Here is a 23,363-nt window from a genome sequence, read left to right on the forward strand (position 1 = left end):
TCATTGACAAGCGCTGCCGCTGATCACCTAATGGGTCCGAGACCGGAGGGGTTTATGGGCTTTTACAAGTGGGCAATGAGACATGCGTCTATAATACTGTTCGTGGTCTCCGCAGCCATATTTTTCATAAGTATCGCGCATGCGTTGTTGTCGCTTAACAATGGGGCTGAAACCAGCTTCGGCGGCGAAGTGATCAGTGCCAAGCTCGCGTCTGTGTTCTTGTTTTTGAGCAGCATTTTCGCGGCCCTAAGTTCGGCCGCGATCCCATTCATCGGTGCGGTAGCCATCGACCGTTGGGATAGGCAGAATTCACGGGAACCCCAGTGAGGCTTCGCCAAGTTAAGCGTGACTGTGCCTAATGCCCGCAATGGGTCGGTTCTGGGCATGGCAGCTTTGGGTCGAAAGCGGTCATTAGGTAGCAGCAACCGTGACCCGGCAATCCTAATCCGATTTTAATCAAACCATCCTATGCTGGTTGAATGGCCGACGCCCGCCCTGACCGGCGCAATGCGCCCAGGAATGACGACCCCGAGCTTCGGGGACGGAGGGCCGAGCCGCGCGCGCAGCTGCAATTGCCCGCATCGGTTGAAGCCCTGGACGGCAACAACTCGGTTAGCCTGCTCGATGTTTCCCGCACCGGTGCCCGGTTGGAAGCATATGCCCTGCCCGCGGTAGGCAAGGATGTCGTGCTCAAATGCGGCGCGATCGATGCGTTCGGCACAGTTGTCTGGAGCGTTTCCGGACGTTGCGGCGTGCAATTTGACGAACCGGTCGACGTGCAGGATCTAAAGGCGCTGCGAGCCGTCGCCGTGGCGATTGAGCGTTCCGGAATGACGCCCGAGGAGCTGCAAGCCACGGCAGACTGGGCAAACGGCCTGGCTCGATAGCAAGTCCGCATTGGGGGGAAAGCGTACATTTCCCAAATTCGTCATCCCCGCGAAAGCGGGGACCCAGATTCTTTGTTGCGCTAGGTTCCCGCTTTCGCGGGAATGACGACTACTGTGGCCGCGGCAGCAACAGCGCGAGCAGCTTGGCCCGGCACTCACCCAATTGCCTTTTTGACCGCTTGCCAACCCTTAAAAAACCACCAACCGGCGAACGCAAGGAGCATCAGGCCTAGCGGGACTGCGGACCACCTGCCTTCGGACAAAATCATTAGGCCAAACCAAACGGACGGCGCACAAAACACGACAACGCTCGCGCAGATCAATGTTGTTTCCAATCGCTTCATGTATTGCCGCTACATCTCCAAATTCAGCGCCGCCGAGCCATCTACTGCGGCCTTGGCAGCAACAGCGCCAGCAGCTTGGCGCGGCACTCGCCATCGATGATCCCGTCGATCAGGTCCGGCCGGAAGCGCCGTTGGAAGGCGATCACCGCCTTTTGCGTGTCAGTCACGTCATAGCCGAACCGCTCCAGCGCCAGCAGGAAGCCAGCGTCGGTCCAATAAGGATCCATCAGGTCGCGGGTCGGGCTGGGCAATGCAAGGCGGCGCTTGGCCAGCGCGCCCCAGGGGAACAGCTCGCCCGGATCCTCCTTGCGCGCCGGGGCGACATCGCTGTGGCCGACGATGTTGCCGCGGCCAATGCCGTGGCGCTCCTTGATGTCGGCGACGAGTGGAATGACCGAAGCGATCTGCTCGTCCGGAAAGTTGCAATAGCCGAATTCATGGCCGGGATTGACGATCTCGATCCCGACGCTCGCCGAGTTCACATCGGTGATGCCCCGCCAATAGCTTTTGCCGGCGTGCCAGGCGCGCTTTTCTTCGTCGACCAACTGGAACACCTCGCCCTGTTCGTCGACCAGATAATGGGCGGAGACCCTGGCCTCGGGCGAGGTCAGCCGGTTCAGCGCGCCCTCGGCATCGGGCATGCCAGTATAGTGCAAGACGATCATCGAAACCGGCAGCGCGCGTTCGTCGAAGTTCGGCGAAGGGCGGAGCGTCACGTCCATGCGCACATGGCGCATGGCTTTGGCCTTCGGGTCAAGCCCTGAGTGCGACCGGGGGGAGTTCGCCGGCTTCGAGCGGGCGATAAAGACCGCGCGAATCCGGGTCGGCCCAAAAGCGCTTGGTCTGGCCGATCACGGTCTCGCCGGCGCCGAGCATCAGCGAGCCGTCGGGGGCCATCGCATCGGCCACGCGGTCGAACACCTGGGCGCGGCGTTCGCCGTTCAAATAGAGCAGGACGTTGCGGCACAGGACGATGTCGAACTGGCCGGGATGCGGGGCGGGCTCGAGCAGGTTCTGCACCTGGAAACGGACCATGCGGCGCAGCGGCTCGACCGCGCGCCAGCCGTCGTCGGTTTCCTCGAACCAGCGGATCATCTGGGTCACGCCGAGTCCGCGCTGCACCTCGAACTGGCTGTAGACGCCTTCGCGGGCGCGGCGGACGGCGCTTTCGCTGACGTCGGTGCCCAAAATGTCGATCGTCCAGCCGGCCCAGCGCAAGGGATCCTCGGCGAACAGCATGGCCAGCGAATAGGCCTCCTGCCCGGTCGAACAGCCGGCGGACCAGATGCGCAGCCGCTTGGTTGGGCGGCGCTGGACCAGCTTGGGCAGCGTCGCCCTGGAAATCAGGTCGAACGGCGTGCGGTCGCGGAAGAAATAGGTTTCGTTGTTGAGCAGCGCTTCGACCACCTGGGTGGCCAGGCTTGGCTCCCGGCCCATGACCAGAATGGTGATCAACTCGTCGAGGGTCGGGATGCCCCGCTCCCTGAGGAGGGCGGCAAGGGCGGTTTCGATCCGCCAGCGACGGCTCATCGTCAATTGCTGGCCGGTGCGGGCTTCCAGCAGGCCCGCCAGGATCCGGCTACTGCTATCGCTTACTTGCACGGCGCATCCTCGACCCGGGCGCCGACCCGACGCGCCAATTTGTCCGGCGGCAGGATGGCGCAGGCAAGGCCCGCTTCCGCCACCGCGCGCGGCATGCCCCAGATGGCCGAGCTGGCCTCGTCCTGGGCCATCACCGATCCGCCTGCTTCAACCAGCCGCCTGGCGCCTTCCGCGCCGTCGCGGCCCATGCCGGTCAGGACGACGCCAAGGGCGCCAGCACCGAGAATCGCGCCGGCAGAGGCCAGCATCGGATCGACCGACGGCAGGCAGCCGCTGGCAACCTTGGTTTTGAGCAGCCGGGCGACCAGCCGGCCGTTCACTTCATCAACCATCAAATGCGCCTCGCCCGGCGCCACGACGATGCGGTCGGGAAGAAGGCGCGTGCCGTCCTCGGCGACCACCGCCTCGCGGCCGGCGGCGGCCGACAGCTGGCGGGCAAAGACGGTCATGAAGGCCGGCGGCAGATGCTGGGTGACCAGGATCGGAACGCCAATCCGTTTGGGCAGGGCCTCGAAGAAGGCACCGAGGGCATGGATTCCGCCGGTCGAGGCGCCGATGGCCAGCAAGCGAAGCGGCTCGTCGCTTTGGGCGAGCGCGGGCCGCGGCGCGGCAGCGGCGGGTTTCGCCGCGATGGAGCTGCGGTCGGCATAGCCGAGCTCGCGCAGCTTGCTCAGCAGCACCTCGGAAAAGCGGCCGTTGAACCGGCCGGTGCCGGGCTTTGGCAGCGTATCATGGGCGCCTAGTGCAAGGGCGGCCACCGTCTCTTCGGCGCCGTCCTCCGCAAGCGAGGAAACGATCAGCACCTTGGCGCCCTTGGCGGCCTCAAGGATGCCGGGGATCGACTTCAACCCGCCCGCGCCCGGCATTTCCAGGTCGAGCAGGACGATGTCGACCATCACCTGGCCGAGCGCTTCGATGGCGTCCTCGGCGGTGCCGGCAATGGCCGCGATCTCGAAATTGCCATCGGCGTCGATCATCCGGCTGAGCACCGCCCGCGCGACCATCGAATCGTCGACGATCATCAGCTTGACCGGCCGACGTGCTTGCCGGCCGGGCCCAGCCCGTTCGCTGGCCCGTGAAGTGGCGAGCGCGCCAGTCACGAGAGCCTCAGGCGACGCCGACGAGTTGCAGCTTGATATGAAGCGTTTCGCGATCGAACGGCTTCATCACATATTCGTCCGCCCCGGCTTCAAGCGCCGCGCGGATATGGGCCATGTCATTCTCGGTCGTGCAGAAGACGACCTTGGGCTGATCGCTATGGCCGCGCTGCCGGAGCAGCTTCAGAAACTCCATCCCGCTCATTACCGGCATGTTCCAGTCGAGCAGGACCACGTCGGGCATCTTGGCCTCGCAACGGTCCAGCGCCTCGCGCCCGTCGCCAGCCTCCTCGACCTGGAACTCCAGCGTTTCGAGGATGTGCCGCGCGACCTTGCGGATGACCTTGCTGTCGTCGACGATGAGGCAGGTTTTCATATGTCCAATTCCGTAATCTGTTGACGCTGTCTGTAAGCGATAAGGGTAACGAACCTCTTAAGCCGCGCGGGCTTCTGCGGTGGGGCCAGCAACTAGCGCGGCAATGTCGACCAGCAGCAGCGGACCTTCCTCGGTCTCGACCATGCCCTTCGACACCCGTTCCCAGCCATCGCCCATCGCGGCGCGGATCGGCGCCGGATCGGACAGGGCCTCGACCACATCCTCGACCGCATCGACGGTCAGGGCGTAATGATGGCCATCCAGCTCGACCACGGCCGCCTCGTGCAGCTCACCGTCGTTGAGCTCGGTGGTACCGAGCTCGAGCGAGCGCTGGCAGTCGATCACGGTCAGCACCCGGCTGCGCAGCGCCGAGAGGCCGGCGAGGTGGCCGGGCGCGCGCGGCACCGGGATCAACGCTTCGAGCTCGACCACGCTTTCGACCGCCGCGGCGGGCAGAGCGACGCGGCTACCGGCAATCGAGACGATCAGCAGCAACTCGTTCATTTGCCCCTCCCTGCGCTGGCCTTGAGCGCCATCAGCAGGCCGGCGCGGTCGTAGCGGTAAATGCTGTCCTCGCCGTTGGCGGCGTCGGGATCGGTCTCGAGCCGGAGGATGCGGCCGGACTGGCCAGGCTCGATCGCCTTGCCCTGCGACACGATGGTGACGTCGGCGGCAAGTTCGTCCTGTTCGCCGATCACCAGATAGCCGGCAGCCTCGACGATCGGGCGGAGCATATTCTGCATCCAGGCGTCGTTTTCGGGCAGGCGGCAGACCAGCTGCGACTGCGGCCGGGCGACGGCGCCGAGATATTGGCCGAACAGCCAGTGCGCGTCGATCAGCTCGGCCGGCTCGCCGTCGATGATGGTGACGCCGCTGATCGCGCCGGGAACTTCGGCTGGGATGACTTCGCGGTCGACGGCCATCAGGTCGATGACTTCGCGGAACGCATAGCCGACTTCATGGCTGCCGTCGTTGAGGCGGAAGACGCGGATCTTGCCGTCAAGCTCGCTGCCATCGACCCCGGCCAGCGGCAGGATCGCTTCGCCCAACTGGACCCGCAGTTGTCCGGCGGTGGTGCGGATGGCGTCGGGCTCGACTTCCTCGATGCGGTCGACCACGCCCAGCCGGAGCGCTCGGCGCGCCCCGTCGAGGCCGCGGAACAGCAACACAGGGACTTCATTCGAATTGGCGGCGACCGGCGCATCGATGCCGCGTCCGCCGCGCTCGATCGCCTCGAGCTTGACGCCGCCGACCTGGGCCAGCCCGGCCGGGTCGAACAGCAGGATCGGGCTACCGTCGTCGGCGAGCGTGGTACCGGCATACAGGCCGGTGGCCATCACCGCCGGAGCGGCCGGCTTGACGACCAGTTCCTCATGGTCGTGGATCTTGTCGACGGCCAGCGCATAGACGTCGCCGCCGGCGGGCCGGAGCACGACCAGCGTGCGCTCTACATCGGCCATGGTGTTGGGCAGGCCGAGCACATCGGCGAGGGCCACTTCGGGCACGCGGCGGCCGCGGATGGTCGCGACTCCTGCCCCGCCGATCTTCTCGAGCGTGACGCTGCCGCCGTTGGCGCGGACGATTTCCTCGATCGCCGAGCGCGGGATCGCGAAATGCTGGGCGCCGATCGATACGGTCAGCGCCGGAATGATGGTCAGGGTGAGCGGCACGCGCAGCGTCATGCGGGTGCCGACGCCCGGTTTGGAGTCGACCTCGACCACGCCGCCGATCCGCTCGACGTTGGAGCGCACGACATCCATCCCGACGCCGCGACCGGAAATGGCAGTCACCGCCTGGGCGGTCGACAGGCCGGCCTCGAAGATCAGGGCCAGCTGCTCGCCTCGCGTCAATTTCTGGGCGGCTTCGCGCTCGATCACGCCGTTGGCGATGGCCTTCTCGACCAGCTTGGAGCCGTCGATGCCTTTGCCGTCGTCGGCGATTTCGATCAGGATCTGGTTGCCCGACTGGCGCGCCGAGACCGCTAGCAGGCCGATTTCGCGCTTGCCCGCCGCCAATCGCTCGGCCGGCGGCTCGATGCCATGATCGACCGCGTTGCGGATGATGTGGGTCAGCGGATCGCGGATCATCTCGATCATCTCGCGGTCCAGCTCGACATCGCCGCCGTCGATATCGACCAACACCTGCTTGCCGAGTTCGGCCGACAGGTCGCGGACCATCCGCGGCAGCGCGACGAACAGATTTTCGATCCGCTGCATGCGGGTGCGGGTGATCGCGTCGCGCATCTCGGCGATGATGCCGGAGAGCCGCTCGAACGCGCCGTCGACCGCAACCTCGCCCGGCGCTTCGCGCAGCCGGCGGGCCAGTTCGTTGCGGGCCAGCACCATGTCCGACACGCCCGACATCACCCGGTCGAGCAGTTCGACCGACAGGCGGATCGTGCGCGGCGCGGCGCCGCCTTTGCCGGTGGCGTCGGTGGCAACGGCCGCGGCGACCTGGACCACCGGGCCTTCGGCACCGGGCGCCAGCGCCTCGATCAATTGGGTGTCGTCGCCGTCGGGAACGCCGTCGCCGGCATCGATCGAGGCGATCATCTCGCCGATGCGGTCGATCACCGCCAGCACGGCGCTGACCAGGGCGGAATCAGGGGTGCGGCGCCCGGCGCGGCAGTCGGCCAGCGCGTCTTCGGCGGCATGGCTCAATGATTCGAGGCGCGGGAAGTCGAAAAAGCCGCAATTGCCCTTCACCGTGTGGACGAAGCGGAAAATGCTGTCGAGGCGAGCACGGTCGTCGGGATTGGCCTCCCAGGCGACGATTTCGCCACCCAGCGCATCAAGCATTTCCCGGCACTCGGCCACGAAATCGGCAATAAGGTCGTCCATCGGCGGCGGGGCCCCACGCAATTAGTTACTTGGACCCTCTATGCCGCCAAGGAGTTAACGCCTCGTTAGCCCTGAAAAACTCAGGCTTGCGGCAGGGTGACGCCAATCATCAGCACCAGGTCGGCCGGATCGCTCAGTTGGATCGTGCCGCCAGCCTCCGCCGCGAGGCTGTGCGCCAGCCATGCACCGGCCGCGCGGGGCTCGATTTCGCCGCCGCTGCTGCCCCTGGCGATGGTCTCGCGAAGCTTGGGATCGAGCAGGATGCGTTGCCCTTCGGCCCGGATGACCATTTCCAGCCTTCCGTCGCGGCGTTCCGCGCCGACGTCGAGCCGGCCGCCGCGGACCAGCGCGTCACCGGCGATCATCGCCAGATTCAAGAGCAACTTGATCGCACCCTTGGGCAGCTTGTCGTCGGCAACCATCCAGCCGAGCTCGGTTTTGCCGTCGGAACCATAGAGGCCTTCGAGCGCGGTCCGGGCCTCATGCGTGTCGATCTCGTCGCCGAATCCGCCGGCCGCGCCAAAGGCCAGGCGAAAGAATTTGAGCTTGTTGGCGCTGGCTCGGGCGCTTTCGGCGAGCAGCTCGAGGCATTTTTCCCGCATTTCCGGGTCCTGCTCGTCGGCGAGCAGTTCGAGCCCGTTGTTGAGCGCGCCGACCGGCGACATCAGGTCATGGCACAAGCGGGAACACAACAGGCTGGCAAGTTCGATCGCGTTCATATGGGCGGTGAATGCGCGAGAGTTTAACCTGAAGCAAGGGCCCGCGGCGGCCATTGAAACTTCAATGTCAAATCACCATTTTCTGCCTACATGTCCGGGGGGGATACCAGTATCGCAATAGCGCTTGACGCCAGCCATGCCGGCTGGCGGCTCGACCGGGCATTGGCGGCGCAGGTTCCCAGCCTTTCGCGCGAACGGCTGAAGGTGCTGACCAAGGCCGGTGCGCTGACCCGCGACGGCAAGGCGGTGCGCGACCCGGCGACCAAGGTCAGGGGTGACGAGCGCTTCTTATTGGCCATTCCAGCCCCTGAACCAGCCCATAACGAACCGCAGGAAATCCCGCTGCCGATCGTGTTCGAGGACGAGCATCTGCTGGTCGTCGACAAGCCAGCCGGCCTGGTGGTTCACCCGGCCGCCGGAAATCGCGACGGGACGCTGGTCAATGCGCTGCTGCACCATTGCGGCGGATCGCTGAGCGGGATCGGCGGCGTCGCACGGCCCGGAATCGTCCACCGCATCGACAAGGACACATCGGGCCTGCTGGTCGTCGCCAAGCATGACAAGGCCCATGAGGGGCTGGCCAGGCAATTCGCCGCCCATTCGATCGACCGGCGCTACCTCGCGATCGTGTCGGGCGTTCCGCGCCAGGCCGAGGGCATCGTCGATGCCCCGCTGGCGCGCTCACCGCAGAACCGCAAGAAGATTGCAATTGTTAAGGAAGGGCGTGGAAAACGCGCTGTAACCCATTGGAAACGGCTTGAACTTCTGAGCGATGCTGCGCTGGTCGAATGCCGGCTGGAAACCGGCCGGACCCACCAGGTCCGGGTGCACATGGCCTCGATCGGCCATCCGCTGGTCGGCGATCCGGTCTATGGGCGCGGAAAAAGCGCTCACAGAAAGTTGCTTAATCAATTGGACTTCAAACGCCAGGCGCTGCACGCCGCGCACCTGGGGTTTATTCATCCCGTCACGAAGGACCGTTTGTCGTTCGACAGCGCCCTTCCGTCGGACATGCAGCTACTGTTCACCGCACTTGGTGTATAAGAATGAACAAGCTAAGGGGCATGCCCCCTGGCACAGGGAGTGAATGACACGATGGCAAAAGGTGCTTCAACGGGTGTTGTATCGATCCCCGCTTCGGGCGGGGAGGCCGGTCTCAACCGTTACCTGAGCGAGATCAAGAAGTTCCCGATCCTTGCTCCGGAAGAGGAATATATGCTGGCCAAGGCGTGGCGCGAACATGGCGACACCGATGCCGCCGCGCGCCTGGTCAACTCCCACCTGCGCCTCGTCGCCAAGATCGCGATGGGCTACCGTGGCTATGGCCTGCCGGTCAGCGAGCTGATCAGCGAAGGCAACATCGGCCTGATGCAGGGCGTCAAGAAGTTCGAGCCGGACCGGGGTTTCCGCCTCGCCACCTATGCGATGTGGTGGATCCGCGCCTCGATCCAGGAATTCATCCTGCGCAGCTGGAGCCTCGTGAAGATGGGCACCACCGCCGCGCAGAAGAAGCTGTTCTTCAACCTCCGCCGGATGAAGAACCAGATCGACGCGTTCGAGGAAGGCGATCTGAAGCCCGAAGCGGTCACCAAGATCGCCACCGACCTCGGCGTCACCGAGGAAGAAGTCATCTCGATGAACCGCCGCATGGGCATGGGTGGTGACACCAGCCTCAATGCGCCGCTGCGCGATACCGATGGCGAAGGCCAGTGGCAGGACTTCCTGGTCGATAATGGTCCATTGCAGGATGAAATCCTCGCCGACGACGAGGAGCGCCGGGTCCGGCATGAGCTGCTGGTCGAGGCGATGGACAGCCTCAACGACCGCGAAAAGCATATCCTGACCGAGCGGCGGCTGATCGACGAGCCCAAGACGCTCGAGGAACTGAGCCAGGTCTATGGCGTCAGCCGCGAGCGCATCCGCCAGATCGAGGTGCGGGCGTTCGAGAAGCTGCAGGCGGCGCTGATCCGTCTGGCCGGCGAGCAAAGGCTGCTGTCGGCGGCCTAGCTAATCCTCCCCGAGCAAGCTCGGGGAGGTGGCACGCCGCAGGCGTGACGGAGGGGCCCCTCCACCACCAGCTTCGCTGGCGGTCCCCCTCCCCGAGCAAGCTCGGGGAGGAATGGCACTTGCATTAATCCACAGAGAGTCCGACGCTGTCCGTTTGGAGAGCGCTGGCCGCTCGACATGCGACTCGCGCCCCCGCCAACTCGGAGGAAGGGAGAGTCGCATGCCTGGAGAATCCAAAGGCACGAGGGTTATCGCGCTGGTCGGTCCGGCCGGCGCGGGCAAGACTAGCTTGGCGGAGGCCCTGCTCTACGCCAGCAAAACCACCGACCGGCAGGGATCGGTCGCCAACAAATCGAGCATCGGCGATGGTTGCGAAGAAGCCCGCAATCGTGGCGGCTCGACCGAAACCAACCTCTACAATTTCACGTACCTCGGCGACAAATATGCGATCGTCGACGCCCCCGGGTCGATCGGCTTTGCCGCCGATGCCAATCGCGGCGTGGCCATCGCCGACGTTGCCATCATCGTGGTCGACCCTGACCCGGGCCGTGCGGCATTGGCCGCACCGGCGCTCCGGATGCTCGACGAGCTGGGCATTCCCCACCTGCTGTTCGTCAACCGCATCGACCAGGCGCATGGCCGGATCCGCGACCTGCTGACGGCGCTGCAGCCGATGAGCGTGTCGCCGCTGATCGCCCGCCAGATCCCGATCCGCGAGGGCGAGAAGGTCACCGGCTTCGTCGATGTCGCGCTGGAACGTGCCTATCATTATGCGCCGGGCAAGGAAGACGAGCCGATCGCGCTGCCCGACGAGCTGGCCGAGCGCGAGGCGCAGGCCCGCACGCAGCTGCTCGAGCAGCTGGCCGACCATGACGACACGCTCCTCGAACAATTGCTGATGGACCAGGTGCCCGAGCCGGGCACCATCTTCGCCGACTTGCGCCGCGAGACCGGCGACAATCTGGGCGTGTCGGTCCTGTTCGGCTCGGCCCAGAATGGCTGGGGCGTCGGACGCCTGCTGAAGGCGCTGCGTCACGAGGCGCCGGGACCCGAATCGACCGCCGCCAGGCTGGGCGTAGACGCCCCTGCCCTCTACGCTTTCAAAATCTACCATGGCGGGTCGGTCGGCCGGCTGGCGCTGGCCCGTGCGATCGGCGGCGCGGTCCATGAGAACAGCGATTTCACCAGCAGCAGCGGCGACCATGGCCGGCTGGGGGCGCTGTTTGCTGTGCAGGGCGAGAAGACCAGCAAGATCAGCGAAGCCGCCAACGGCGATGTCGTTGCGGTGGCCAAGGCTGACGCGGTCAAATCGGGCGACTGGCTCGGCGCGAGCAAGCTTCCCGCCGCGATCGAGACCGAGCTGCCGTCGCGCAACTGCGCGCTGGCGATCGAACCGGCCGACCGCAAGGATGACGTCAAACTGTCCGGCGCGCTGGCGCGGATCCTGGAAGAGGATCCGAGCCTGACGCTGGAGCAGGACGAGGCCAGCCACGAGATGCGGCTGCGCGGAATCAACGACGAGCATCTGAAGACCGCATTGGCCAAGCTGAAACGCCGCTACGGCGTCGAGGTGAAGCATCATGCGCCGTCGATCGGCTATCGCGAATCGATCCGCCGACCGGTGACCCAGCGCGGCCGCCACAAGAAGCAGTCGGGCGGTCACGGGCAATATGGCGACGTGATCATCGAAATCCGGCCGCTGCAACGCGGCGAAGGCTTCAAGTTCGACGAGAAGATCCACGGCGGGGCGATCCCCAAGCAATGGATCCCGGCGGTCGAGCAGGGCGTCAAGGATGCGATGCACAAGGGCCCGATGGGCTTTCCCGTGGTCGATGTCGCGGTGACGCTGACCGACGGCAGCTACCATAGCGTCGATTCGAGCGAGCTGGCCTTCCGGCTGGCTGGCCGGGTGGCGATGCAGGAAGCGTTGGGCCAGGCCGTGCCGCACCTGCTCGAGCCGGTGCAGAAGCTGGTGCTGGTGACTCCGGCATCGGCAACCAGCCGCGTGTCCTCGGCCGTGGCCGGGCGCCGCGGGCAGATGCTCGGCATGGGGCCGCGCGACGGCTGGACCGGCTGGGACCGGATCGAGGCGCTGATCCCCGAGGCCGAGCTTGGCGGGCTGGAGGCGGAGCTGCGGTCGATGAGCCAGGGCCTCGCCAGCTATGAGGCCGAGTTCGACCATCTGGCCGAGCTCAGCGGGCACCTCGCCGACAAGATAGTGCAGCAACACGAGGCCGAACCGGCCTGAGCGTTGGTCTAAAGGAGCGGGGTGCGCGAGCGGCGGGCCCCGTTCGCCTTGACGTAGGATTTGCCAGCGGCTTGGGTGGCGCCGCCACTTGAGGAGCTAGAGCGTCTTGGCCAAGAAACTCACCCGCTACATCCTATTCGCGCTGGTGCTTGGCATCGTCGCCGGCTGGGCAACCAATGCCGCGATCGACGACGGCACGCCTGGGTCGGCCGAGCAGCTCAAGCAGATCGCCGAATATCTGAGCATCGTCACCGCGCTGTTCCTGCGCCTGATCAAGATGATCATCGCGCCGCTGGTCTTCTCGACGCTGGTCGCGGGGATCGCCCATATGGGCGACATCGCCGCGCTGGGTCGGGTGGGCTTCAGGAGCCTGGTCTGGTTCATCGGCGCCAGCCTGGTATCGCTGACCCTGGGCCTGGTGCTGGTCAATCTGCTGCATCCGGGCGTCGGCCTCAACCTGCCGCTGCCGCCGACCACCGCCGCCAGCGGAGTCGAAACGGCGGCGTTCAGCCTCAAGGACTTCGTCTCCCACCTGGTTCCCGCCTCGATCTTCGAGGCGATGGCCAGCAACGAGATATTGCCGATCGTTATCTTCTCGATCTTCTTCGGCGTGGCGCTGACCGCGGTCGGCAAAGCGGGCGAGCCGATCGTCAAGGGCGTCGAAAGCCTGGTCAAGGTGATGCTGCAGGTGACCGACTATGTGATGCGCTTCGCCCCGTTCGCGGTGTTCACTGCAGTGGCCAGCGCGATCGCCGAAAAGGGCCCGGAGATATTGTTCACCTTCGGCAAGTTCGTCGGCAGCTTCTACCTTGGTCTCGCGATCCTGTGGACGCTGCTGATCGCCGCCTGTTTCGTGATCGTCGGGCCACGCACCAAGCATCTGGTGCGCTACATCCGCGACCCGATCGTGCTCGCTTTCTCGACCGCGTCGAGCGAGGCGGCCTATCCGCGCACATTGGAGGCGCTCGACCGGTTCGGCGTGCCGCCGCGCATCGCCAGCTTTGTCCTGCCGCTGGGCTATTCGTTCAACCTCGACGGGTCGATGATGTACATGACTTTCGCGACGATCTTCATCGCGCAGGCCTATGGCATCGACCTCAGCCTCGGCCAGGAAATTACCATGCTGCTGGTGCTGATGGTGACGTCCAAGGGCATGGCCGGCGTGCCGCGCGCCAGCCTGGTGGTGATTGCCGCGACCATGGCGATGTTCAACATTCCGGAGGCGGGCCTGCTGCTGATCCTGGCGGTCGACCATTTCCTCGACATGGGCCGGAGCGCGACCAATGTCGTCGGCAATGCGGTCGCCTCAAGCGTGGTCGCGCAATGGGAAGGCGTGCTCGATGCCGAGAAGGCGCCGGACATCGAGCCCCCGCATGCGCCGTCGCATGTGGCGCACGAGGGCAAGGTCCACGATCACTTCTAGGCGCCGATAATCAGCCGAACGGCCGGTCAATGTTGGGCGACGGCGTGGTGAAGAATTTCGGCCCGGCCTCGGTCATGTGCCAACAGTCCTCGAGGCGTACGCCGAACTTGCCGGGAATGTAGAGCCCAGGCTCGTCGGAGAAGCACATGCCGGGCGCCAGCGGCGTGGTCTCGCCGTGAACCAGATAGGCGGGTTCATGGACCTCCATGCCGATGCCGTGGCCGGTGCGGTGTGACAGTCCGGGCAGGCGGTAGCCGGGGCCGAATCCCCAGCTTTCGTAAGCCCGGCGGACGGCATCATCGACCGCGCCGGCCGGCAGCCCGACCCTGGCCGTCTCGATCGCAATCTGCTGGCCGCGATGGACCTGGTCCCACAGCTTGCGCTGCTCGGCGCTGGGCGTGCCGACGACGAACGTCCGGGTAATGTCGGCCTGATAGCCATGGACCGAGCTGGTGCAGTCGAGCAGGACGATGTCGCCGTCCTGGACCACATGCGGCAGCTTGCTGCCATGCGGAGAGGCCGAAGCCTCGCCGATCAGCACCAGCCCGCCATCGTAGGCCGAACCAAGTTGCTTGTGCACGGACGCAATCATTGCGTTGATGTCGGCGGGTGTCATGCCGACCTTGGTGCGCTCACCAGCGTAGCGCAGCGAGGCGAGCATGATGTCGTTGGCCGCCTGCATCAGGGCTAACTCGGCGGGCGACTTGATCATGCGCTGGGCACGGACGACCGGATTGGCGTTGACGATTTGCACCGATGGCAGCTGCTTTCTGAGCCGGTCCATGATCCAGTAGCGATCGGTCTCCTCGAAGCCGACGGGATCGGACGCCACTCTGCGCTCAGCCAGGAAGTCGGCAACCAGCTTGAGCGGGTCCTCATCCTCGTTCCAGGTGCGGATCTCGGCCGGAACCTTGAGCATCTCGGCGATGCTCGGCTGCTCGAAAAAGGGCGTGACGATGATCGGATCGCCCTGGGCGGGAATGACCACGCAGGTCAGCCGCTCGCTCCGCCACCATTGGACACCGGTGTAATAATCGAGGCTGGGCCCGGATTCGACCAGCACCGCGCCGATGCCTGCACTGCGCATCAGCTCCCTGGCGCGCGCCAGCCGCTGCACGCGCTCGGCGCTGCTGATCGGCGGCGGGATCGGAATGGACGGCATGTCGGCTGCGGCCTGAACGGCAGCCCATGCGGGCGAGCCACGGCCCAGCAGGCTTCCCGCCGCCGCTGCCATTCCGGCCCCCAGCGTCGCTCGCCTGGAAAAATGCATCGTCATTGGTCCCTCCCTGCCAAGGCCGCCAGTTCCTTGACCAGCTTTGCGGCGACTACCGCCGTCATGCCATTGATGTCGCGCTCCGGATTGTATTCGACCAGGTCGGCGCCAACGATCGGGCGCCCGACACGGTGAAGCACCGAGATGATGTCGCGGACGCTGAGGCCGCCCGGCTCATGGTGCGAGACGCCCGGCGCGAAGGCCGGATCGAGCGCGTCCATGTCGATGCTGATGTAGAGCGGCCCATCCGGGATCGGCACCCGGTCCACGGTGAAATCGCGCATCTCCACCACCTCGACGCCAAAGCGCCGAGCCTGCTCGCGGCAGTGCCGGTTCATCGTGCGGATGCCGACCTGGACCAGCCGACCGGCCAGTCCCTGCTCCATAATCCGGGCGAAGGGCGAGGCGTGGCTCAACGGATCGCCTTCATAGTTGTCATAGAGATCGGGATGCGCATCGAAGTGGAGGATGTTGACCGGGCCAAGCGCTGCGTTCAGGCCGGCGACGACCGGGAAGCTGACCATATGGTCGCCGCCGAGGAAGATCGGGATGGTGCCGCCGTCCTTCGCCGCGCGCGCCGCGGCCCGGATCAGGTCAAAATCCCGTTCGTCCTCGCTGAGCGGCAGGTCGCCACCATCGTCGACGATGATGTCGGTGCCGAGCTCCAACCCGGATTCCGAAGCGTTATTGGCATGGTCGGAAGCCAGCGCCGCGCGGATGGCGGCGGGCGCCCCTGCCGGCCCGCGCAGAAAGGACGAATGGCTGTCCGTCGGCAAGCCGATCAGCCGGATGGTCGGAAGCGCATCTGACATATTGGCCGGCGACTGTTGCATGGCGGAGCACAATGCGCCAGCTAGCGCGCCCCATGTTCGACACCGCCTTCAACGATCACAAGAAGCGGCCCGGATCGCGCGAGATGACCGCGATGCTGGCGGGGCTGATGGCGCTTAACGCCTTCGCCATCGACGCGATGATCCCGGCGCTGCCCGACATCGGGCATACGCTCAACGTGGCGCAGGAAAACGACCGCCAACTGGTGGTGATCGCTTATTTCATCGGCTTTGCGTCCACGCAGCTGTTCTGGGGTCCGCTGGCCGACCGGTTCGGCCGCAAGCCGATCCTCGCCGCCGGCATCGTCCTCTACGGCCTGTTCGCCATGCTGTGCGCCGTCGCTGCCAGCTTCCCGCTGCTGATCGCCGGGCGCGTCGCGATGGGCGCGTCGGCCGCCGTCACCCGCGTGCTGGTGGTGGCAATGGTCCGCGACTTGTTCGAGGCCGAGGCGATGGCGCGGGTGATGAGCCTGGTGTTCATGACCTTCATGCTGGTGCCAGTGCTGGCGCCCAATATCGGCCAGGCGATCCTGCTGGTCGCATCTTGGCGGGCGATTTTCATCGTGCTGGCAGCCTATGCGCTGACCATGCTGACCTGGACCTCGCTGAGGCTGCCCGAGACGCTGCATCCCGAATTTCGCCGTTCGTTGCGGTGGAGCGAGATGACCAGCGCGATCGGCCAGACGGTGAGGGAGCGCCAGTCGTTCGGCTATACGATTGCGCTGACCGTCACCTTCTCGGCGCTGATCGCCTACATCTCCTCGATCCAGCAGATCATTTTCGACGTGTTCAGGAAGCCTGAGCTGATCGGGCTGGTATTCGCCTCAATCGCCGCGCCGATGGCGCTGGCATCCTGGTTCAACAGCCGCATCGTCGAGCGGTTCGGATTGCGCCGCGTCGGCCATAGCGCCTCGCTGAGCCTGGCGATCGTCACCATCGCCCATGCGACGCTGGCGCTGTCCGGAGGTGAGACGCTGGCCAGCTTCATCGTGTTGCAGGGACTGACGATGGCCTGCTTCTCGCTGACCTCCTCCAACCTCGGCACGCTGGCGATGGAGCATATGGCGCCGATCGCCGGCACGGCTTCGTCGGTGCAAGGTGTCACCGGCACGCTCGGCGCGGCGATCATCGGCTTCATGATCGGTCGCAGCTTCGACGGGACGGCGACGCCGTTCATCGTTGGCACCGCGATCTGCACCAGCCTCGGTTTCCTGTTGGTCGTGCTGACCGAGCCGAAGCGGTTGTTCGCTCCGATCGGGGCGGATCCCGAGGAACTGGAAGCGGCGCGGGAATCGACCGCGGTTCCGGACGACCTCGGCTAGCCGACGCAAAAAGGGCGGAGGAAATTCCCCCGCCCCTCAAGTCCGTGTTGTTTGGGCCTAGCCCTCGATAATCTCGTCGTCGCCGCCGGGACCAACCATCAGCGCCTCGCCGACTTCCTCGGTCTTCCCGCGGATGGCATTTTCGATGCGCTGGGCAATCTCGGGATTTTCCTTGAGGTAGACCTTGGCGTTCTCGCGGCCCTGGCCGATCCGCACCGAATCATAGCTGAACCAGGCGCCCGATTTCTCGACCAGGCCGGCCTTGACGCCGAGGTCGAGGATTTCGCCGACCTTGCTGACGCCTTCGCCATACATGATGTCGAATTCGACCTGCTTGAATGGTGGCGCGACCTTGTTCTTGACCACTTTCACGCGGGTGGTGTTGCCGACGATATCGTCGCGATCCTTGATCTGTCCGGTGCGGCGAATGTCGAGCCGGACCGAGGCGTAGAATTTGAGCGCATTGCCGCCGGTGGTGGTTTCCGGATTGCCGTACATCACGCCGATCTTCATCCGCACCTGGTTGATGAAGATGACGGTGCAGCGCGAGCGGCTGATCGAGCCGGTCAGCTTGCGCAGCGCCTGGCTCATCAAGCGGGCCTGGAGGCCGACATGGCTGTCGCCCATTTCGCCTTCGATTTCGGCCCTGGGCACCAGCGCGGCGACCGAGTCCACCACCAGCACGTCGATCGCGTTCGAGCGGACCAGTGTATCGACGATCTCCAGCGCCTGCTCGCCGGTATCCGGCTGCGAGACGATCAGCTCGTCGATGTCGACGCCAAGCTTCTTGGCATAGCCCGGATCAAGCGCATGCTCGGCATCGACGAAAGCAGCGGTCCCACCGACCTTCTGCGCCTCGGCGATAGCGTGCAGCGCGAGCGTGGTCTTGCCCGAGCTTTCTGGGCCGTAGATTTCGACCACCCGGCCACGCGGCAGGCCGCCGACGCCAAGCGCGATGTCGAGGCCGAGCGAACCGGTCGAGACCGTATCGATCTCGATCTTCTCGCGGCTGCCGAGCTTCATCGCCGAGCCCTTGCCGAACGCGCGGTCAATCTGTGCGAGCGCCGCTTCCAATGCCTTTTGACGATCCGCGTTCACGCTATCCCCATCCAAGCCGACGACCTTAAGCTGCGCTGCCATGGCCCTTGTCCCTTCGTCAATCGGGCGGCGTGCTGCCCCCTTGAAGGAACAATTCGTATCCTATTTGTTCTATGAGAACAAGAGGAGAACTTCTAGATCCCCGAACTATTGTTCGGCGCTTGCCAAAACCGCTTCGATAATCGGCGTAACTCTATCGATCGTATAGGGTTTTTCGATTGTCGGAACGTTCCGGAACTCGACCGGTGGAGGATCGACGTGGCCGCCGGTCGCCAGCACGAACGGGGTTCCCTTGTCGCGCAGCGCCGAGGCGACCGGCCAGACGCTCTCGCCCTTCAGATTGACGTCGAGGATGGCAAGGTCGAACGTGCCCTTCTCCACTTCCTTGAGCGCGCTGCCAACGCTGTCGCAATTGCCGCTGACCTCATGGCCTAGCGACAGGATGAAATCCTCGAGCATCATCGCGATGAGTGGCTCGTCTTCGACAATCAGGATGGAACGCGACAGGGTCATGGCGCGAGGAATAAGCAGCAGCGGCGGGCGTGAAAAGGGTTAATTGGCGGTCAGCGCCTTGCGCACCGCTTCGGCCAGCTCCTGCACCGAGAAGGGCTTGGGCAGGAAATTGACGTTGGCGATATCGATCGATTTCCGGAGCTGCTCCTCGGCATAGCCCGACATGAACAGGATCGGCAGGTCTGGCCGGGTCTTGCGCGCCTCGCGAACCATGGTCGGGCCGTCCATCACCGGCATCACCACGTCGGAGACGAGCAGGGCGATCTCGTCGCCGCGCTCGACAATTTCCAGCGCCTCCTCGCCATTGTTGGCGGTCAGGACCTGGTAGCCGTGGCGGGTCAGCGCCCGCTCGGCGACGGTCCGGACCATCGGTTCGTCTTCGACCAGCAGCACGGTGCCGGTGCCCCACAGCTCGCCCTCGCCTTCCTTCTTGGCGACGCGCTTGCCGGCTTCCTTCTCTTCCTCGACCCGGTGGACCGGCAAATAGATGGTGAAGCGCGTGCCCTCGCCAACCTTGGAATCGGCGAAGATATAGCCGCCCGACTGTTTGACGATGCCATAGACGGTGGAAAGGCCGAGGCCGGTGCCCTTGCCGACCTCCTTGGTGGTGAAGAAGGGCTCGAACACCTTGCCGAGGATATTGGCCGGGATGCCGGTGCCGGTGTCGGCGATCGAAACGGCCGAATAGTCGGCGACCGGCAGGATCTCGCTGCCGAGATCGGCGACCTGGTCGGCACGGACAGCATAGGTCTGGATGGTGAGCGCGCCGCCGCCCTTGGACATCATCGCGTCGCGGGCGTTGACGGCGAGGTTGACGATGACCTGCTCGAGCTGGCCGGGATCGGCGCGGACCGCACCCAGGTCGCGGCCATGCTTGACCACCAGCTGGACGGTTTCGCCGAGCAGCCGCTTCAGCAGGTGCGACACTTCGCTGATCACGTCGGGCAACTGCAGCAGCTGCGGGCGCAGCGTCTGCTGGCGCGAGAAAGCGAGCAGCTGGCGGGTCAGTCCGGCAGCGCGGTTGGAATTGGACTTGATCTGCTGGATGTCGTCGTAATCGGTGTCGCCTGGCGTGTGCCGCATCAGCATCAGGTCGCAATGGCCGATGATCGCGGTGAGGATATTGTTGAAGTCGTGGGCGACGCCGCCGGCGAGCTGGCCGACCGCCTGCATCTTGGTTGCCTGGGCAATCTGCCGCTTGAGCTTGGCCTCCTCGCTATTGTCCTTGAGCAAGAGGAGGACGGCGGCATCGCCGAGGCCGCGCAGGCCGGCGACGGTCATCGCCACCGGCTCGGCCGGCTGAAAAGCAAGCCGCACCGGCAGGTCGGCCGACATCGACGGGCCGCGGGCGTTGCGGCGCACGGCGTCGGCCACCGGCGCCTTGTCTTCCTTCACCACCAGGTCGCCGGGATAGGACGGCATTTCGGCATTGCCGATGCCGCCGGCCAGCCGGAAGGCGTTGTTCATCGTCAGAAAGCGGCCGTCGCGGTCGACCAGGGCGAGGCCGATCGGCAGCATCTCCAGCAGGATCTGCACATTGGACGAGCTGGCGAGGCTCGGCCCCTCCTCCCAGTCGAACATCAGCAGCGTCTGTGCGCCTTTGTCGGTGCCCGGTTCGAGCGGGATACTGATCATGCGCAGGGGGCGGCCGTCGGAGCCTTCGGTCAGCAGCCGCACCGCGCCCTCGGTCGAAGTCTCGATCAGGTCGGCGAACAGCGGCGCCTTGCCCTGAAGCGCATTGCCGCCAAGCGCGCGCTCCCCGAACAGGGCGTTGGCGGCGAGCAGCCGGCCCTTGGCATCGACCAGCACCGCCATCACACCAGCCGCTGCAAGTCGTTCGCCGGTGGCGCCCGAAAGCCGCTTGGCGGCTACCGCCGTCATGTCGGGCGGCGCGGCACCGACGAAATGCCACAGGAGCAAATCGCTATTGGCACCGGCGCGCCGGACGTGGACCGCGGCAGGGCCGCTGGCGAGGGCGACATCGGCCTGGCTGGCCTCGCCGTCACGCTGGGCGGATTCGACCAGCGCGGCGATCGCCTTGGCGGCCTGTTTGCCCTTGCCGAGCTCGAGCGGCGGCTTCGGCCCGAACGCGGACTTGTAGGCGGCGTTGACCGATATCAACGTGCCGTCGGCCCCGGTCATCGCCGCCGCATCCTGCGACAAGCCAATCGCCGAGCCGACCAGCGCCAGGTCGGGCAGGATCAAGGGTGGCGCCTCGACCCGCTTCGCCCCGCGCCGGTCGATGACGAAGGCAGCGACCAGCATGGCGACGAAACCGGCCAGGAACAGTGCGCCGTAGAGCTGCTGCCCGAGCAGGTAGAACAAGATCGCCCCGCTGACCGCCGCGGCAGCGACCAGCGCCGGCACCAGCCAGCGCAGGCCGCCCCTTAGCGGCTCGGCTTCAGCGAGGTCGAACTGTTCGTACAGCAATAGCGCCTGGACCCTCTACCACATGCGGACGCGCTGTTCCGGGGTCAGATACAGCTTCTGGCCCGGCTTGACGTCGAATGCCGGGTACCACGGATCGAGGTTGCGCACGACCCAGGCGCGCTGCTCCGACGGCGAATGCGGGTCGGTGATCAACCGCTGGCGAAGGTTAGCCTCGCGATAGTTGCGCCGCCATACCTGGGCCCAGCCGAGGTAGAAGCGCTGGTCGGCGGTGGTGCCGTCGATCACCGGCGGGGCTGCGCCATTCAGCGAATGCATATAGGCGTCATGGGCGGCGGTAAGGCCGGCCAGGTCGCCGATATTCTCGCCCAGGGTCAGTCCGCCCTTCACATGCATTCCAGGCAGCGGCTCATAGACGTCATACTGGGCGATCAGCGCCTTGCCGGCGGCCTCGAACGCCTTGACGTCTTCGGGAGTCCACCAGTCGGCGAGGCGGCCATGCTCGTCATATTTGGCGCCCTGGTCGTCGAAATGGTGGCTGATCTCATGGCCGATCACGGCGCCAATGCCACCATAGTTGATCGCCGGATCGGCATTGGGATCGAAGAATGGCGGTTGCAGGATCGCGGCCGGGAAAACGATCTCGTGCATGCCGAAGTTGGCATAAGCGTTGATCGTCATCGGGGTCATGCCCCATTCCCAGCGGCGGATCGCGCCGCCGAGCTTGCTGACGCTGTCGGCGTGCTGCCATTCGGCGGCGCGCATCGCGTTGCCAAGCGCATCGCCGGGCACGATCTCCAGCGTCGAATAATCGTGCCACTGGCTGGGATAGCCGATCTTGGTGACGAAGTTGGCGAGCTTGGCGCGGGCGCGAACCTTGGTCTCCGGCTTCATCCAGGCGAGGCCCTCGATCCGGCGGCCCATCGCGGCGACAACGTTCTTGACCAGCTCGTCGGCCGCTGCCTTGGTTTCGGGCGGGTAGAAGCGCTCGACATAGATTTTGCTGACATCGTCGGACAAAGCGCCGACGGTGAAGTTGACCGCCCGCTTCCAGCGCGCCTCCTGCTCCGGCGTTCCCGACAGTGCCGTGCCGTAGAAGGAGAAGGATTCCTTGTCGAAGGCGGTCGGCAGGACCGGCGAATAAGTGTCGAGCGACTGGACCAGCAGCTGGTCCCTGAGCACGCCGAGCGGGGTCTTGCGGACCAACGCGGCAATCCCGGTGATCGCGCTCGGCTGGGCGACATTCACTTCCGGCGCATCGATGCCCATGCCCTTGAGCATGGTGGCGAAGTCATAGCCCGGCGCCTTCTTCACCAGCTCGGCGAAGGTCATCAAATTGTAGGTCTTGGTGGCGTCGCGGCTCTCGATCTGGGTCCAGTGGACCTTGGCCACCTGGGTTTCGAAATCGAGGATCGCCTTGGCGCGCGCGGCGGCATTGGCCTCGCCGGCCAGGTTCAGCACATTGGTCAAATGCTGCAGATATTTGGCGCGAACTTCGGCGATCTTGGGGTCGGCCGACAGATAATAGTCACGATCCGGCATGCCGATGCCCGACTGGGCAAGGCCGGTGACATAACGGTCCGGGTTCTTGTCGTCCTGATTGACGAAGAAAGCGAACGGAGTGCCGATGCTCATGCGATCGGCCCGAGCATAGAGCTCGGCGAGACCGGCCTTGCTCTTCAGCCCGTGAACCTGGTCGAGCCACGGCTTGAACGGAGCGATGCCCTTGGCATCGATCGCAGCGCGGTCGAGATAGGAGTTGTAGGCGTTGCCGATCTTGCTCGCCGGATCCTTGGCGGATTCCTCGATGATGCCGCGGGTACGCTCCTTCGACAGATCGTCGAGCACGGTGAACATGCCATAGTTGGACTTGTCGGCCGGGATCGCGGTGTTCTTGGCCCAGGCGCCATTGGCATATTGGTAGAAATTGTCGCCTGGCAGCACGGTCGAATCCATGCCGGCCGAATCAAATCCGAAGGTGCCGTAGGTCGGCTTGGGCGCCGGAGCCGGCGGAGGAAGAACTTCGGCCGGTGCAGCCGGAGTGACGGCGACAGGTTCAGGAGCCGGGGTCGAGCATCCGGCAAGAGCAGTGCTTGTTGCCAACAAAACTAACCAACGATTCATCATAATATCCCTCCGGATCAATCTCTTAGCGCGACACGCCTATGGGCGTGCGTAGCGCTGTCTCCATTTTCGGCCGACCCACCAGCGCCATCCGACAAGCGACACGATATAGCCGACCAACGCCAGGCCAAGCCCGATCAGGAACAGCCCGCTTACCAGAGCCGGCGCGGCATCGGAAAGCAGCCACTGCAGCCATATCGAAACGCTTTTGCCGCGCAGCGCAAGGAATGAGGCCAGGTCGGCGTGAAATCCAATCCTGCTGCCGACGTCGA

The 23,363-nt window shown here is 65.2% G+C and carries 21 protein-coding genes; 7 read left to right on the plus strand and 14 right to left on the minus strand.

Translation table 11 applies throughout. From position 1 onward, the window contains the following. On the plus strand, positions 1-327 hold a 327-nt coding region (locus Q0C64_RS08210), incomplete at its 5' end, for a hypothetical protein (RefSeq protein ID WP_294122562.1). Positions 328-479: 152 nt separating this feature from the next. Next, the gene (locus Q0C64_RS08215) at positions 480-887 is read left to right on the plus strand and encodes a PilZ domain-containing protein (RefSeq protein ID WP_294122564.1); all 408 of its coding nucleotides are present in this window, start codon (positions 480-482) and stop codon (positions 885-887) included. 385 nt (positions 888-1,272) lie between these two features. On the opposite strand, the gene Q0C64_RS08220 is transcribed toward Q0C64_RS08215, so the two are convergent. From Q0C64_RS08220 to Q0C64_RS08250, 7 genes are all read right to left on the minus strand, one after another. Continuing rightward, complete coding sequence (locus Q0C64_RS08220) at positions 1,273-1,953, minus strand: N-acetylmuramoyl-L-alanine amidase (RefSeq protein ID WP_294122565.1); 681 nt, start codon at positions 1,951-1,953, stop codon at positions 1,273-1,275. Positions 1,954-1,984: 31 nt separating this feature from the next. After that, entirely contained in the window at positions 1,985-2,833 is an 849-nt protein-coding gene (locus Q0C64_RS08225) for a protein-glutamate O-methyltransferase CheR (RefSeq protein ID WP_294122567.1), read from the minus strand. Beyond that, positions 2,824-3,855, minus strand: a complete 1,032-nt coding sequence (gene cheB / locus Q0C64_RS08230) for a chemotaxis-specific protein-glutamate methyltransferase CheB (RefSeq protein WP_294122570.1) — start codon at positions 3,853-3,855, stop codon at positions 2,824-2,826. Before cheB ends, Q0C64_RS08225 begins: the two co-directional genes overlap by 10 nt. 85 nt (positions 3,856-3,940) lie before the next feature. Beyond that, positions 3,941-4,306: a response regulator gene (locus tag Q0C64_RS08235; RefSeq protein WP_235066540.1), complete on the minus strand. Its 366-nt coding sequence runs from the start codon at positions 4,304-4,306 to the stop codon at positions 3,941-3,943. A gap of 57 nt (positions 4,307-4,363) precedes the next feature. Continuing rightward, on the minus strand, positions 4,364-4,810 hold the full coding sequence (locus Q0C64_RS08240; RefSeq protein WP_294122581.1) for a chemotaxis protein CheW: 447 nt from the start codon (positions 4,808-4,810) through the stop codon (positions 4,364-4,366). Beyond that, positions 4,807-7,146, minus strand: a complete 2,340-nt coding sequence (locus tag Q0C64_RS08245) for a chemotaxis protein CheA (RefSeq protein ID WP_294122585.1) — start codon at positions 7,144-7,146, stop codon at positions 4,807-4,809. The genes Q0C64_RS08240 and Q0C64_RS08245 overlap by 4 nt, the downstream gene beginning before the upstream one ends. Positions 7,147-7,226: 80 nt before the next feature. Continuing rightward, entirely contained in the window at positions 7,227-7,865 is a 639-nt protein-coding gene (locus tag Q0C64_RS08250; protein WP_294122590.1) for a histidine phosphotransferase family protein, read from the minus strand. Positions 7,866-7,955: 90 nt separating this feature from the next. On the opposite strand from Q0C64_RS08250, the gene Q0C64_RS08255 reads away from it, so the two are divergent. From Q0C64_RS08255 to Q0C64_RS08270, 4 genes are all read left to right on the plus strand, one after another. Then, entirely contained in the window at positions 7,956-8,909 is a 954-nt protein-coding gene (locus Q0C64_RS08255) for an RluA family pseudouridine synthase (RefSeq protein WP_294122593.1), read from the plus strand. A gap of 51 nt (positions 8,910-8,960) precedes the next feature. Then, positions 8,961-9,872, plus strand: a complete 912-nt coding sequence (gene rpoH, locus Q0C64_RS08260) for an RNA polymerase sigma factor RpoH (RefSeq protein WP_294122596.1) — start codon at positions 8,961-8,963, stop codon at positions 9,870-9,872. A gap of 220 nt (positions 9,873-10,092) precedes the next feature. After that, positions 10,093-12,120, plus strand: coding sequence for an elongation factor G (locus Q0C64_RS08265; protein WP_294122598.1), 2,028 nt, complete (start codon positions 10,093-10,095; stop codon positions 12,118-12,120). A 106-nt stretch (positions 12,121-12,226) separates the two neighbouring features. After that, positions 12,227-13,543 (plus strand): dicarboxylate/amino acid:cation symporter, encoded by a 1,317-nt coding sequence (locus Q0C64_RS08270; RefSeq protein ID WP_294122601.1) that lies wholly within the window; start codon positions 12,227-12,229, stop codon positions 13,541-13,543. 10 nt (positions 13,544-13,553) lie between these two features. Here Q0C64_RS08270 and Q0C64_RS08275 read toward each other — a convergent pair whose 3' ends face one another. Next, the gene (locus Q0C64_RS08275; protein WP_294122603.1) at positions 13,554-14,819 is read right to left on the minus strand and encodes a Xaa-Pro peptidase family protein; all 1,266 of its coding nucleotides are present in this window, start codon (positions 14,817-14,819) and stop codon (positions 13,554-13,556) included. Then, the gene (locus Q0C64_RS08280; RefSeq protein WP_294122606.1) at positions 14,816-15,628 is read right to left on the minus strand and encodes an agmatinase family protein; all 813 of its coding nucleotides are present in this window, start codon (positions 15,626-15,628) and stop codon (positions 14,816-14,818) included. The genes Q0C64_RS08275 and Q0C64_RS08280 overlap by 4 nt, the downstream gene beginning before the upstream one ends. 32 nt (positions 15,629-15,660) lie before the next feature. Between Q0C64_RS08280 and Q0C64_RS08285 the strand changes: the two genes are divergently transcribed. Then, complete coding sequence (locus Q0C64_RS08285; protein WP_294122608.1) at positions 15,661-16,968, plus strand: multidrug effflux MFS transporter; 1,308 nt, start codon at positions 15,661-15,663, stop codon at positions 16,966-16,968. 57 nt (positions 16,969-17,025) lie between these two features. Here the strand turns inward: Q0C64_RS08285 and recA are convergent, their stop codons facing one another. From recA to Q0C64_RS08310, 5 genes are all read right to left on the minus strand, one after another. Continuing rightward, complete coding sequence (gene recA, locus Q0C64_RS08290) at positions 17,026-18,108, minus strand: recombinase RecA (protein ID WP_294122610.1); 1,083 nt, start codon at positions 18,106-18,108, stop codon at positions 17,026-17,028. 105 nt (positions 18,109-18,213) lie between these two features. Beyond that, positions 18,214-18,579, minus strand: coding sequence for a response regulator (locus Q0C64_RS08295; protein ID WP_294122612.1), 366 nt, complete (start codon positions 18,577-18,579; stop codon positions 18,214-18,216). 39 nt (positions 18,580-18,618) lie between these two features. Beyond that, positions 18,619-21,006: a response regulator gene (locus tag Q0C64_RS08300; RefSeq protein ID WP_294122618.1), complete on the minus strand. Its 2,388-nt coding sequence runs from the start codon at positions 21,004-21,006 to the stop codon at positions 18,619-18,621. 18 nt (positions 21,007-21,024) lie between these two features. Next, complete coding sequence (locus Q0C64_RS08305) at positions 21,025-23,094, minus strand: M13-type metalloendopeptidase (protein WP_294122614.1); 2,070 nt, start codon at positions 23,092-23,094, stop codon at positions 21,025-21,027. A gap of 36 nt (positions 23,095-23,130) precedes the next feature. Then, positions 23,131-23,363, minus strand: a 233-nt coding sequence (locus Q0C64_RS08310) for a DUF2062 domain-containing protein (protein WP_294122616.1), incomplete at its 5' end; no start/stop codon positions are given.

It is taken from the genome of Sphingomonas sp. (assembly GCF_023266535.1).
Lineage (GTDB): Bacteria > Pseudomonadota > Alphaproteobacteria > Sphingomonadales > Sphingomonadaceae > Sphingomicrobium.

Bases quoted from the DNA above. Each gene is read 5' to 3' on its own strand.
- Q0C64_RS08250 (WP_294122590.1), bottom strand. From the start codon at position 7,865: ATGAACGCGATCGAACTTGCCAGCCTGTTGTGTTCCCGCTTGTGCCAT.
- Q0C64_RS08220 (WP_294122565.1), bottom strand. From the start codon at position 1,953: ATGGACGTGACGCTCCGCCCTTCGCCGAACTTCGACGAACGCGCGCTG.
- Q0C64_RS08285 (WP_294122608.1), top strand. From the start codon at position 15,661: ATGCGCCAGCTAGCGCGCCCCATGTTCGACACCGCCTTCAACGATCAC.
- Q0C64_RS08255 (WP_294122593.1), top strand. From the start codon at position 7,956: ATGTCCGGGGGGGATACCAGTATCGCAATAGCGCTTGACGCCAGCCAT.
- rpoH (WP_294122596.1), top strand. From the start codon at position 8,961: ATGGCAAAAGGTGCTTCAACGGGTGTTGTATCGATCCCCGCTTCGGGC.
- Q0C64_RS08240 (WP_294122581.1), bottom strand. From the start codon at position 4,810: ATGAACGAGTTGCTGCTGATCGTCTCGATTGCCGGTAGCCGCGTCGCT.
- Q0C64_RS08235 (WP_235066540.1), bottom strand. From the start codon at position 4,306: ATGAAAACCTGCCTCATCGTCGACGACAGCAAGGTCATCCGCAAGGTC.
- Q0C64_RS08280 (WP_294122606.1), bottom strand. From the start codon at position 15,628: ATGTCAGATGCGCTTCCGACCATCCGGCTGATCGGCTTGCCGACGGAC.
- cheB (WP_294122570.1), bottom strand. From the start codon at position 3,855: ATGATCGTCGACGATTCGATGGTCGCGCGGGCGGTGCTCAGCCGGATG.
- Q0C64_RS08265 (WP_294122598.1), top strand. From the start codon at position 10,093: ATGCCTGGAGAATCCAAAGGCACGAGGGTTATCGCGCTGGTCGGTCCG.
- Q0C64_RS08295 (WP_294122612.1), bottom strand. From the start codon at position 18,579: ATGACCCTGTCGCGTTCCATCCTGATTGTCGAAGACGAGCCACTCATC.
- recA (WP_294122610.1), bottom strand. From the start codon at position 18,108: ATGGCAGCGCAGCTTAAGGTCGTCGGCTTGGATGGGGATAGCGTGAAC.
- Q0C64_RS08245 (WP_294122585.1), bottom strand. From the start codon at position 7,146: ATGGACGACCTTATTGCCGATTTCGTGGCCGAGTGCCGGGAAATGCTT.
- Q0C64_RS08275 (WP_294122603.1), bottom strand. From the start codon at position 14,819: ATGACGATGCATTTTTCCAGGCGAGCGACGCTGGGGGCCGGAATGGCA.
- Q0C64_RS08215 (WP_294122564.1), top strand. From the start codon at position 480: ATGGCCGACGCCCGCCCTGACCGGCGCAATGCGCCCAGGAATGACGAC.
- Q0C64_RS08305 (WP_294122614.1), bottom strand. From the start codon at position 23,094: ATGATGAATCGTTGGTTAGTTTTGTTGGCAACAAGCACTGCTCTTGCC.